This window comes from Sphingobacterium sp. UBA7631, assembly GCF_002483935.1.
GTDB lineage: Bacteria > Bacteroidota > Bacteroidia > Sphingobacteriales > Sphingobacteriaceae > Sphingobacterium > Sphingobacterium multivorum.
Window position 1 is genome coordinate 118,875 of sequence record NZ_DLIX01000004.1, and the last position, 12,406, is coordinate 131,280.

Here is a 12,406-nt window from a genome sequence, read left to right on the forward strand (position 1 = left end):
GTAGTCTTCGTGACGGGATTTACCATTGTACCATCAATTTACTAATAACAATCCGTTAAGATTTGTCCACTTTCTTTGTAGTCGGCAATAGTTTTGCCGACATGCGCCAGGAGAAGTTCATTTAAAGTATGTTCAACATCATGCTGCATACGCAATGCACCACAAAGCAATACACAACCTCCTTTTTCAAGCAATTCGACAAAATATAGCGCATCCCGACGGATCAGGTCCATGACATATTGTGGATTTTCCTCGCGCGAAAAAGCCAGTTCAAGCTGCTGCAGATGCCCTAATTTCAGCTGTTGATCAGCAAAATCCACATAGTGCGCAGTCATTTCATTTCGATGGCGAAAACCAGCATACAGACGCAAAGGCGTCCTACTTTCATTTTCTGAAATCATGCCAAGAAAGGGTGCTACCCCTGTACCATTCGCAATTAAAGCGACTGCATTTGCTGCTTTCGGGAAATGAAAACTTGGATTAACCATGACACGTGCCTGGAGGGTTTGATTCGGTTCCAATCGATAGAGGAAGCTAGAACCAAATCCATCAGGAAACAATTTCACCACGAGCTGCACCATTCCATCTTTGTAGCCGATCGAATAAAAACGTTCACGTTGATCTTGCGCGGGATAGATTGCCAATAAATCGCCCGATTGCATGTTAATTTTACTTGCAGGCTTCAGCACTAAAGTAAAGGTCGTGTTAGTCGCTGAAACAGCAGACTTCACTACCACCTTAAATTTCGTCAGTCCGACAACTTTAGCACTATAAATAGCTGGTGCAGAAGCGAGTGCAATAGTGGCCTGCGAAGACCAGTCATGTATCCATGAAATAAGTTCATCAACATCCTTATCATTAACGGTATGTAAGTCTGTTAAACGCGAAGCCCAACCTTGTTTTTCTAGTAAACAATCAATTTCGCGCGCATAAGCACAAAAATCGGGATAGGCTTTTGAACCAAAGCCGAGAACCGAAAATTGTACATCTTGTTTTTGTGGATGGCTATTGAGCTTTTGTTCAAATTGAAGTGCATTGGAGGGTGCTGTTCCTAGCCCGTATGTCGAAGTAAACACAAGCAAGTGTTTTGCCTTTGGAAAGCACTGATATTGGTTCATTCCGAGCAGCAACGATTTTTGCCCATCCGCCAAGAGCTGTTTATGGATCTGATTGGCGAAAAACAGCGTACTTCCATTTTCCGTTCCGAAAAGAATAACAATCTCCGCTTCTTCAGGTTTATATTTATTCTTGATTTTTGTACGCGTGCGCTTGAATGTAATGACGAACCCTGTATAAATAAAGAACACAATATTCAACGATGCGAGCCCCAGTACAATAGCCCATATAATATTGGTCTTACCCGTATGAAGGTCCAAAGACAACTCTTCGGCCAATGCAGTAAAGGGGTACTTGACTTCTTTATGCAAGCTTCCATTCAACTGGTTGATGGTCAATTCCCGATCGCGAAGCTTCAATACAAAATATTCGTCAGGATCGCCTTCCATAAACGGAAACTCCAAGGTCTTCAAATCAACAAGTTTTGTATTTTGGAATATTGAAAATTTTGCCACCTCCAATTCGATATCTTCCTTCATCTTATTGGGATATTCGATGGTTTGATTCGGCTTCTTTAAGATTTCAATACGTACCAGGAATAAATAGGTACCAGTTAGGGCCAATATCAAAATTGGTATCAAAAATAAACGTCCTGAAACAACGTGGAAATACTGGGCAAAAAAGTCCCGATTGATTTTGGCAAAGAAGTGTCGAACGCCCTGTTGACGCTTAACAATCAGAACAATTCCTGAAATAGTAATAAGAAACAACAGAAATGAAACCACACCAATAATCACCCGGCCGGTCACTTTCAGAAAGAGCGAGCGGTGTAAAGCTGTAACCCATTGAATAAATTGGGACTTATTCAATTGGGGACCAAGCAGACGCCCGGTATTCGGATCAATATAACCCTTCACGGTATTGCCATCAGCGTCTATGGCATCAATACTCACAAATTGATTGTGATCTACCGAAATCGCTATGATTTCGGGATAAACCTTGCGCAAGGCTGTTACGGACTGCGCAAGGTTTAAAGTTTCAATATGTTCAACCCGATAAGGTGGAATTTTTTCGTTGACAGCGTCAACGGCCAATATTACGCCAGTTATCGATAATAAAAGTAAAAAGACAGAAGAAACAATAGCTAAGGCTAAATGTGCATACCTCCAAATAGATACCAGCATTTTTACCCCTCTTTTATTGTATTTTATTTAACTTGACAAGTTTGATGTATCCCTTGCCGTTCGCTTTTTCGGTAATGGCTTCTTTTGTTAAAGGGATTTCAACATCGGCAGTATGATATTTTTGTTCCTCTACAGCAGATTCAAAACGGAGTTTATACCCTTTGTTGAACTTCGATTCGTCAATATCCAATGTACGCATGGCACGGTCACCGCCACCAACTGACGCACCCGTCACCGCATTTAGCTTCTCTTTGGTCTTATTTTGAAACTTGTACCATTCCTTGATCGTATTATACCATTGCTTATCAGATCCCAATACGGCGAGTGTTTTTTCATAAGCTCCACTAGGATTAATCAGTGAAATCACGACGTAGGCTTTCTCACCTTCGTAGGCATTCATTTGGATCATGCACTTATATTTAGCTGCCTGTGCGAAAGAGCTTAGGGCTGCCATTGAAAATAAAAGAGTGGCTATCGTTGTTTTAAATATGTTATTCATCTTCAATTGTATCTAATTTTAAGGTATCCGTAGTCCATTCAGCGTTACCAATATTTCTATTATTTATCGGGATATTTCATCGATATGATTAGAAATACCACTGAAATACGATGTTGTCTTATTTCAAAAAGTCAAGCTGCACATTGGACTTAGCTAAGAAATCGTTCTCTTTCGCCAGGTCATAAGCTGTTTCATCGAATTCTGTTTTCAATTCCTTTTTTGCACCAAGCGAAACCAATGTTTTTAATATGGAATCGTCTTTAGCTAGGAGAGCTGCCTTATGTAGTGCCGTCGTTCCTTCTTTATCTTGTGCGTTAATGTCTACTCCAAGTTCGCTAGCTTTCTGGATAAGCTTCACATTCTCTTTGGCTACTGCCAAATGATACAATGTACTACCATTTTTTTGCGGAGCAATAACGTCCAATCCGTTCGTCTTAAGGATCGCTAATTTTTCTTTAAACTCATCCCCTTGTGACACATTTCCCTGACCACCTGGTCTGCCCCCCTGTGGCAATTCCTTGTAAGAATTAAACCAATAGAACGCTAAGTTATTGCCCTCCTTATCCAATACCTTGGTATCGGCTCCATTTTTAACCAATGCCGCAGCTACTTCAGGAGTTCCATTTGCTATTGCTTTAGTCAATGCAGATTCTCCTTTTTCATTTACAGCATTCACATTTTTCGCTTTAGTAAGCAGCAACTCGACCAATTTAGTATCTTTACCACTAGCAGCCACCATAAGTGCCGTATTTCCTTCGTTGTCAGCTTTTGCGACATCTACACCTTTATCCAAAAAATAATTGATCACATCCATATCTGGCCTACGAACCAAAGCATGAAGTACCGTAGCACCTTCCTTATTTACCGCCTTAGGATCCAATTTGAACTTTTCAACCAAATAGGTATAAACCGCCAAACCGTTAGAAGCTTGTCTAGAACCTTGAGTCGCAAAAAACAACGCATTGTTGGTCGGCTTTACACCACGGGCGATGAATTTCTCCATAAGCGCGGTATTTCCAAGTTTAGCAGCATAATCCGTTACCGTACGGCCCGACTCATCTTTATCTTGAATAGATAATCCTTTTTTTATGAAATAATCCGTCAATGCCAGGTCCTTGTCTGCAGACGCTGCAAGCATCATCAAAGTTGCACCACCTTCATATTTCTGTTTGGGATTCACACCTGCTTTAAACAAGGCATCATACACAGCAGTATTTGTATTTCCTGTTGAAGCTGCATAAGCGACAATTGGGTAACCATGGCTATCTTGGTAATTGACATCAGATCCCTTCGCTATTAAAAAATCGACCAATTCAGCATTTCCACTTGACGCTGCCCAGTGTAAATAACTACGGCTGTGATGTGTCTTCTTGGTTACACTATTCCCTTCTTGTTCGATCATGAATTTGACGACATCAGTCGGAGCACCATTTAATATAGCCATAGTGACCGGATCAAAGGATGCCGCATTCGGCTGAGAAGGGCTATTTCCTTTGCTGATTTCTGCTTTAACAACGGTCAATGTAGGTTTGCCCTTCCAGAACTCGCCGTTCATCAACGAGTTTGTCTGCGCCTGTGCATAAGATGCAGCGAATAATAAAGCTGCCAAAAGTGTCTTTTTCATTCTTTTATTTGTCTTTTGAAGGTGATGGAGCAACATAACCTATTCATTCCCTACTCAATTATTCTGCAAATTGAGCTTTAATTATACGATAACACGGGTCGGAATATATCGTGTTGGTTTCATCAGAATATGTGTAAACGCGTATATTTTTAGAACATGGATGCGTTCCGAATTCGATGTTTGCAACAATTTCTGCATACAGACAAGCCCATGTTTAAAATAGATCAGCTACTTTATTTAAATTAATTCTAAATTAATGCAAATCTAAAAAATATTCCCAAACCACAAAAATTAATCGTGCTAATTTTTATTGATCAATTGCCCTGAAAGGCTTTCGGCTTCATCCGAACAACATCTGAAAGAAGATTGTTAAACTTGTAAATGCACTAAAATTATCTTACTTTACTTAAAATAAAGTGGTATAATGAGCAAGGTAGTTTCCAATATTTATACAATCAGCGCAACGACTGAACCTGAACATAAAATTTTCTATCGTCTGTATGTACCCGACGACAATCAAATAGTGGCAACATTACTCTTGGTTCATGGCATGCAGGAACATAGTGGTCGGTACGAAGAATTGGCCAGTTATCTGACTACACAGAATTTTGCGGTTTTAAGCTACGATCAATTGGGCCATGGAAAAACGGCGCTACAGGTCGATCAATTGGGTTATTTTAAAAAGCATGGGGCTAAAAAACAACTTATTGATGACGCCATTACAATGAGTAACTTCTTACGTGAAACCTATCCGCAACTGCCTCAATTTATTTTAGGGCATTCCATGGGATCCTTTGTCACACGTTGTGTTTTACAAAAAATTGGTCGGCAATTTAAGGGGGCCATTATCGTGGGGACAGGCCAACGTCAAAAAGGATCCATGGCCTTTCGCCTTTTACTCACTCTTCTCAATAGTATTGCCCCTAAAGGAAGAAGTAAATTGATCAATCGCATTTTTGACAAACGTAATAATGCTCGGTTTAAGAACGAGCCTAACCAAAATAACAGCAATTGGTTAAGCATAAGCAAGACAAACCGTATTTCATTTTTGGAAGATCCTCTTTGTGGGGGATTGTTTACCAACAATGGGTTTCATACCGTATTAGACCTTTCCTTGCAAGCGACAGCTATCGAGGCTACCAAGAATATCCCAAAAAACCTACCAATTGTATTTATCAGCGGACAGGATGATCCAATTGGAGATTTTGGCATAGGCGTTGAAAAAAGTGCGGCACAGTTAAGGGCACAGGGACAGACCGATATAACCCTTAAATTATATGCAGGCATGCGGCATGAAATTCTTAATGAAGACTGCAAAATGGAGGTATTCCAGTTCATCAGTAGCTGGCTTCATCGCCATTTACTTTAGTTTTCGACCGTAATATTTCCGAATAGGCTCATCTAAATAGTTAAAGACTAATAAAGATAAAAAAATCAACAACAGCATTCCAATAACAATAATCACAGCCATTTGCTTATTCGATGGGTGATTAAGTTCTACATAGCTCATAAAAATCCAGATAAATGGATAATGAATGATATAGAGCGGATAGGAGATATCACCTAAAAACTTGCATAACTTCTTGACCCCTCCAAACACAGGCTGCCCTCCTATCCCCAGTAAGAGTAATAAAGGAAAATAGAAGATAACGACAATAGGATCAATGTATTTACCATAAGCTTCAGAAAATGGAATAAAAAATACGGCGGCAAGTAGACCTAGAACACTGAAAAAAGGAAGCTTGTTGGAAATGGTCCAGTTCGATCTAAAAATAAGTAGTCCCATTGAAAACGAAAACCATAAACGAATTCCACCAGCCCAAAAGTTGTCTGCTCCAAAACCGACAGCTAAATAGCCCGAACGAAATGATTCGGCACATAGCGCTGCTGCACCAAGGAGCACTATCCCCCAAAGAAACTTTTTTGGAATCCGTACCAGTACCAAAGCATAGGCTATATTGGCGATATACTCCCAAAATAGCGACCATGTAGGTGGGTTTAAATGAAAAAGATTAAAATAGCGTTCTGGTACAACCGGGTATGGAATCAACGTTATCCCACTAATAAACATCCCCATCTTTTGCAAAACAGAAAATGAGCCAGCCAAACTGCTGAATGGATCGTAAATAAATGCGAATAAACCAATCAACGTACCGATGATAACCAATGGGTGCAATCGCAGCAAACGCAAGAGAAAGAATCGTTTTAGACCGATTGTGGCCAGCTTCTGATCGTAGGCATAGGCAATGACAAAACCCGATAAACAAAAGAAAAAATCAACGGCTAAATAGCTATGTGGAATAAAACTATTGCGATAATCCGGTTGTGCAATTTCCATAAAGTGAAACAGGACGACTGCGATTGCGGCTACCCCACGCATGGCGTCAAGAAGTTCAAAATGTTTCTTCGTTTGATGTATCATATTTTTTATTGGCAGCGAAAATTAAGACCGACGAAGATCGGAGATCCGCTGCTAGCTATTGAAAATTCTATTTAGTATTAAACGTTGGTGCCGGTTGCGGCGCAACACTGCTGGTTGCCCCTTCAATTTTGGGCCAGTCCCTATCCCAAACAACCTGATCCAACAATAGCATCCGGCGATTTCCCCCCGTAGCGACACGAGGCTGCTTTGGATCAATACCATGATAGAGTATCCAATCTTTTCCTTTGTCGTCTGTAATAATGCGCGAAGTATGGCCCGTCCCCACAAATTGATCATTTCCTTTTAACAACAGCGTTCCACTCCCCCGCTGTGTAAGGTTGCGGCCTTCTTGATCCACATAGGGTCCTTTCAGATCACGAGAGCGCCCCACAAGAACATGATAACTGCTTTTTTCTCCTTCACAACAGGAGCCTTTGGACCCGACAAAGTAATAGTACCCTTTCCGTTTATGAATCACAACGGCTTCAAAATCTCCTGCGGCAACTTTAAATTTTTTATTTAAATCGGGTACCACTGTCCCATTTTTATCCAGTTCAACACCATATGTACCCTGCGTGCTCGCATCGCTAAAACTGCCCCAGAATAGATAGTTCTGCCCATTTTCAGTAAAAAAATAAGGATCTATTGAATTAGGCACATCGATCTCCTTGCTATCAAAAAGTTTACCTTGATCGATAAAGGGGCCTTCCGGTCTAGCTGCTAGGGCTACACCGATGCCGGGATTGGGATCACCCCATGTGGAATAGGCATAATATAAGAGATACTTACCATTTAACTGCACCACATCGGGTGCCCAGATTCCGCCTTCAACTTTCCAACCTGGTTTTGAGCTGAAGGCCGTACCAATCCAAGTCCAATGAGCAAGATCAGCCGATTGTAGAATAGACACCAAACGTTGCCCCTTTCCGTCGCCCCAATTGTCGGCTGTCCCGTACGCATAGAACATTTTGCGCTGTGGGTCTCTAACGACTGTAGGATCAGCAAGTATGGGCTCAAAAACCGGATTGCTATAGGTTTTATGCTGAGCCGTAGCATTTGTTATTTGTCCCGACGGCTTCACTGAACCTGTAGCGCTTCCACAGGAGCTCAACAGGTTCAGTACGGCAACTCCGCCAATCCAATATCTGAACAACATTGCATTCAACATCTTATTATTCTATTTATATTATTTTCTATATCATGGGAAAGCTATTTTGCTTTTCCCAATTTCTCTTCCAACATTTTGATAAAATAGCCCCCGACAACGGATCTTGCTTTAAATCCAGCTCTTTCAGGACGGTCTGTATAGGTCCAATCCGACATGGGAACGCGATCGGTTGTTTCGTTCATAAAACGGTAGACTGGCTTCAAAAATGCCTCAAAGGTAGGCTTATCATCTGCCATGGTCGCCGTCCAAATAATCCAATCCGTTTTGGTGTAAGGCTGACGATTGTCCAGGGGAAGTCCGTATTTATTTTGTTTGCTGAGATAGTATTTAATTTCAGTTTCACGGATAGAAGGGTCAAAAATATCCATCTTAAGCAATTTATCCCAGACCATATTATACTTTTGGCTCCAGGTTCCGGTTTTATCAAAAGTTAACTTGTAGTGATCCCCATCTTCGGCCATCTTTTTCCATTTCATCGCCATTGCTTTTGCTTCGGTCAAATACTTTTTCGCCGTAGCCTCTTCACCAAGCATTTGGGCCAGATAACCGTAAGATGCAATACCCAAAATAGCTTTAATGGATAAATTGGCATTATGCGCAAAATGGCCTGCAAAATCATCTGTACACAACTGATTTTCGGGGTCAAGACCTTTATCGACTAGATAATCTACCCAGGTAGACAACACTTTCCAATGTTTTTTGGCATAAGCGGCATTGCCTTCCACCTTCGCTAAAGCATAAGTTAATAGCAGCATATTTCCCGATTCTTCGACAGGCATATCTCCACCGTAAGTTTGGCCATTCGCTAAAGGATAGGTCCCAACATCATGCGCAGCAAAAGGTTTTGTCCACTTATTGCTTTCACTATAATAAAAAATGGCGTTCATTAGTGCTTTTGCCAGTTCTGGATTATAGTAAAGGAAAATCGGAGCCGAAGGATAGGTTACATCAACAGTTCCTATTGACCCATTGCTATCATTTTCCTTGGACAGTAAAAGCAGATCGCCATTGGGTGCTTTTACAAGTTTATGAGCGGCGATTGCCTGTCTATAGGCCAAGGCACATAATGCAGCATAGTCCTCACCTCCGTTGCGCAAAGCTGTACCCCATAATTCGGCATCAAATTTATCAGCAGCCTTTTTGAGAACAGTATACTCTTTGTCGGCCAGTTCAAATTGTTTCTCAATGGAACTATTTCCATTGGTATTCCAATAAGGTCGTAAATTTTGTCCAAAATATTGGATCGAGTACAGGTCATCATAGCCCAACAAGATCTTATCCTGGTAGCTTGATGAGACATCAAAAGTTTGCATCAGTGCCAATTGTTGCCCTCCATTTGGAGAAGAGCTATTTTCACTCTTCAGAAAATTAGAGCGTAATTGATGGCTACTTCCGACCGCTGACTTTGTCTTTGATTTTGCACCTGCCATATAGAAATACCCCCAATCTATCCGTAGGTCGTCACCTTTCTTTCCTAGAACCTGCTGGCTTTTGCTTCCTGTCTTTACAAATTGGAGATTTCCGGAAATAAAGGAACTGCTTGTCGCATCTTGAAGAGGAGAATTCAGTGCCCAATTTGGTGCCGCCTCCAAATAAAGTTGTACCTGGTGTTTCTTGCCATCCTTCGCATGGACTGTATAGGAAAGATAATTTACGGGTCTAGCCATTAAGTCCAATTTATCCAAAAACATCGGCGCAGTAAATGTAATATTTAAGTCCACGGGCCCGCAGTTAAACGAATAATGTGTTTGTGTTGCCTGCACATTGGAAGTGATCTGATTCGCTTCATTGTCGAATTGAATACTACCTTCTTTTTCTGTAAAGAGTCCAAAATCAAAATATCCATTCGCTACCCTATTATAGCAATAACCCGCGAGTATATTTTTTCCTTTCTTCAATGTTTTTACGACATGTTCGGGCAGCTTGACCCGACTATTTTTACCTGTCGAATTGCCTGTATTAGCAAGCTCAATACCGTTGACGTACAAAATAGCGTCATCGTCATGTGTAAATTCGATATATACGGATTTGCCCGTAAGATCCTCAGTCAGTTCAACTTCCCTTCTAACCCAAATTTTAGGTTCCTGCCAATCAGTCTCCACATTGGGTTCTTTGTCCTTGGTACCGAATGGCGCTGCCCCCATTTTCCATTGCCGTGCATCAAATGAAGGTTTCATCCAGTCTGAGGCAGGTTCGCTGACAACGTAACTTCCCGTCCAAGCCGCATGTTCGCCCATCCGGGCCAAAGGCAAGAGTTCAGCCTCTTCTTTGCCCAGGAAGCGATAGGGTTTTCCATCCACTTTAAGGACGCCCAATAAGGGAAAGGATTTTCCGGTCCAATGGCGTACAACATCTGCATTCAATTCGTTGCTATAGGACCAGGCACTTGTATTCGGGTCAATTGTTACTAAAGGATAGGCAGGCGCGCGAAGATCATTCTTAAGGACTTGTTTTTGTGCAAACGACGATACCGATTGAAATACAATAGCCGTTGCAATTAGTAATTTTAATTTCATTGATTTCGTATAAAATAGGTTTAGGTTGACCGGTATATTTTCAGCGATAAATTTAGGCCGCAACCCGTGTTGCGGCCATATCGCTATCAATTATTTGGTAGGTGCATTATAAAGCGCCTGATGTGCAGCCTTCAATTCTGCTTCAGGCATTTTTACAACTTTACGATCATAAGTCATCAAACCATTTGTTTCTACTTCCACATCTGTTGTCTGTGTATAAACAGCGGCCGACAATCCCATCGGAATTAGACGTGTCAAATCATGGATAAGACGTTTGTAACGCTCCAATAATTCCGTTTTATTCTTGAAACTTTGGTATCCCCAGTTGTCTTTCTGTTGCCAAGAATGTCCGTCTATCGGTAATCCCAGACCACCGAATTCACCCAATGCAAGCACTTGTTTAGCACCAAACAAATTTGGATCAGGCATGGCTGCATCCGGATAATTATGGATATCCAAGATATGTCCAGTTTCCATAAAGTTACCACCACTGGCGCTATTTACGAGTCTTGACGGGTCATTAGCCACGGTCCATTCCGTAATTTCCTTCGTTTTGAATTGCCCCCAAGCCTCATTGAAAGGCACCCAGATGACAATACTTGGATAGTTGTGCAACACCTCCATAATGGTTTTCCACTCTTTCCGGTAGTAATTCTCAGATTCCTGTGAACGTACTTTATCCCGATTGCCACCTGAAATCTTTCCCGGTTGCATATCCCAATGATTTCCACCAAGATCGCCGCTAGGCATATCTTGCCAGACAAGCATACCTATACTATCACAGTACCGATACCAACGTGCCGGTTCTACCTTGATATGCTTACGGATCATATTGAATCCCATTTCCTTTGTTTTGACGACATCAAACTTCAGCGCTTCATCCGTTGGCGCGGTATGTAGACCATCCGGCCACCAGCCTTGATCCAATGGACCATATTGGAAAGTAAACTTATTGTTTAACATTAAACGTTGAACGCCGTTTTCATCTTTCTGCATGGCTATCTTCCGCATGGCGAAGTAGCTTTTCGCCTGGTCTACGATTTTTCCTTTTCGAATCAGCTGAATTTCCAGATCATAGAGTTTAGGGTTACTCGGCGACCAGGGCTCCAGATTGGGTACCGAAAGATCAAAAGATGTATTGGGTTGTCCTATTTGTTCTTTAATAAGCTTTCCGCCATCCAATGCACGCACCTTTATTTCGTCACCGGCTTGGCTTCCCTCTACGGAAGCTTGAAAGGCCAAGACAGCATCGTCCAATCGCGGCGTCTGTTTGGTACTTACAATATAAGCTTGTGGAACACTTTCTAACCAAACGGTCTGCCAAATTCCCGTCACTGGTGTATACCATATTCCATTCGGCTTGTTCACCTGTTTACCCCGTGGTTGTGGACCATCATCAGTCGGATCCCATACCCGAATGGCTATTTCCTGTTTCGCTCCTTTCTTTAGGAAGCTTGTCACATCCATCGAAAATGGATCAAAACCACCTTCATGTCTTCCGACCAATTGATTATTTACATACACATCACACTGCCAATCTACGGCACCGAAATGCAACAGGACCTTATTTTTATGGACAGACTTGTCCAATGTTATGGTATTGTTATACCATAAGGCTTTATCTTTTCCAACCTCTTTACCAACACCGGACAATGCCGATTCAATAGCAAAAGGAACAAGGATGTTGCCGTCCCATTTCCGAGGAATCTCTTTAGTACCTACCGGAGTGACAGCATATTTCCATAGTCCATTTAAATTCTGCCAGTTATTGGTTCTGATTAATTGTGGCCTAGGGTATTCAGGATGTGGCTTTTGGGCCGTTACTTTCTCGCCCCAGGGGGTTAATATATGTGATCCGGCGGGTTTCCAATCCTGAGCAAAGTTCAATTGTGCTGCCATCATCAAACTGGCAAAAAATAAGGTTTTCTTCATCATAA

The 12,406-nt window shown here is 41.7% G+C and carries 8 protein-coding genes; 1 reads left to right on the forward strand and 7 read right to left on the reverse strand.

Annotated features, from left to right (window positions below):
* Positions 1–41 precede the first annotated feature (41 nt).
* The 3 genes from B3P16_RS05385 to B3P16_RS05395 all read right to left on the reverse strand — a co-directional run bounded on the left by B3P16_RS05385 (position 42) and on the right by B3P16_RS05395 (position 4,363).
* The gene (locus tag B3P16_RS05385; protein ID WP_046675402.1) at positions 42–2,240 is read right to left on the reverse strand and encodes a PepSY domain-containing protein; all 2,199 of its coding nucleotides are present in this window, start codon (positions 2,238–2,240) and stop codon (positions 42–44) included.
* A 13-nt stretch (positions 2,241–2,253) separates the two neighbouring features.
* Positions 2,254–2,739, reverse strand: coding sequence for a DUF2271 domain-containing protein (locus B3P16_RS05390; protein WP_070567915.1), 486 nt, complete (start codon positions 2,737–2,739; stop codon positions 2,254–2,256).
* Between the two features lie 118 nt (positions 2,740–2,857).
* A complete protein-coding gene (locus B3P16_RS05395; protein ID WP_286768544.1) occupies positions 2,858–4,363 on the reverse strand; it encodes an ankyrin repeat domain-containing protein in 1,506 nt (501 codons plus the stop codon).
* Positions 4,364–4,787: 424 nt separating this feature from the next.
* On the opposite strand from B3P16_RS05395, the gene B3P16_RS05400 reads away from it, so the two are divergent.
* The gene (locus tag B3P16_RS05400; RefSeq protein WP_286841658.1) at positions 4,788–5,732 is read left to right on the forward strand and encodes an alpha/beta fold hydrolase; all 945 of its coding nucleotides are present in this window, start codon (positions 4,788–4,790) and stop codon (positions 5,730–5,732) included.
* Here B3P16_RS05400 and B3P16_RS05405 read toward each other — a convergent pair.
* The 4 genes from B3P16_RS05405 to B3P16_RS05420 all read right to left on the reverse strand — a co-directional run bounded on the left by B3P16_RS05405 (position 5,724) and on the right by B3P16_RS05420 (position 12,404).
* Positions 5,724–6,785, reverse strand: coding sequence for an acyltransferase family protein (locus tag B3P16_RS05405; protein ID WP_286841659.1), 1,062 nt, complete (start codon positions 6,783–6,785; stop codon positions 5,724–5,726). The two genes, B3P16_RS05400 and B3P16_RS05405, sit on opposite strands and share 9 nt — an antisense overlap.
* 67 nt (positions 6,786–6,852) lie before the next feature.
* Positions 6,853–7,941 carry a family 43 glycosylhydrolase gene (locus B3P16_RS05410; protein ID WP_201638972.1) on the reverse strand — a complete coding sequence of 363 codons (1,089 nt, stop codon included), beginning with the start codon at positions 7,939–7,941 and terminating at the stop codon, positions 6,853–6,855.
* Positions 7,942–7,994: 53 nt separating this feature from the next.
* The gene (locus B3P16_RS05415; RefSeq protein WP_286841660.1) at positions 7,995–10,469 is read right to left on the reverse strand and encodes a glutaminase family protein; all 2,475 of its coding nucleotides are present in this window, start codon (positions 10,467–10,469) and stop codon (positions 7,995–7,997) included.
* 90 nt (positions 10,470–10,559) lie between these two features.
* Entirely contained in the window at positions 10,560–12,404 is a 1,845-nt protein-coding gene (locus B3P16_RS05420) for a glycoside hydrolase family 2 protein (protein ID WP_254667740.1), read from the reverse strand.
* Positions 12,405–12,406 lie beyond the last annotated feature (2 nt).

Coding starts and splice junctions, on each gene's coding strand:
- B3P16_RS05385 (WP_046675402.1), bottom strand. CDS start 2,240: ATGCTGGTATCTATTTGGAGGTATGCACATTTAGCCTTAGCTATTGTT.
- B3P16_RS05390 (WP_070567915.1), bottom strand. CDS start 2,739: ATGAATAACATATTTAAAACAACGATAGCCACTCTTTTATTTTCAATG.
- B3P16_RS05395 (WP_286768544.1), bottom strand. CDS start 4,363: ATGAAAAAGACACTTTTGGCAGCTTTATTATTCGCTGCATCTTATGCA.
- B3P16_RS05400 (WP_286841658.1), top strand. CDS start 4,788: ATGAGCAAGGTAGTTTCCAATATTTATACAATCAGCGCAACGACTGAA.
- B3P16_RS05405 (WP_286841659.1), bottom strand. CDS start 6,785: ATGATACATCAAACGAAGAAACATTTTGAACTTCTTGACGCCATGCGT.
- B3P16_RS05410 (WP_201638972.1), bottom strand. CDS start 7,941: ATGTTGTTCAGATATTGGATTGGCGGAGTTGCCGTACTGAACCTGTTG.
- B3P16_RS05415 (WP_286841660.1), bottom strand. CDS start 10,469: ATGAAATTAAAATTACTAATTGCAACGGCTATTGTATTTCAATCGGTA.
- B3P16_RS05420 (WP_254667740.1), bottom strand. CDS start 12,404: ATGATGAAGAAAACCTTATTTTTTGCCAGTTTGATGATGGCAGCACAA.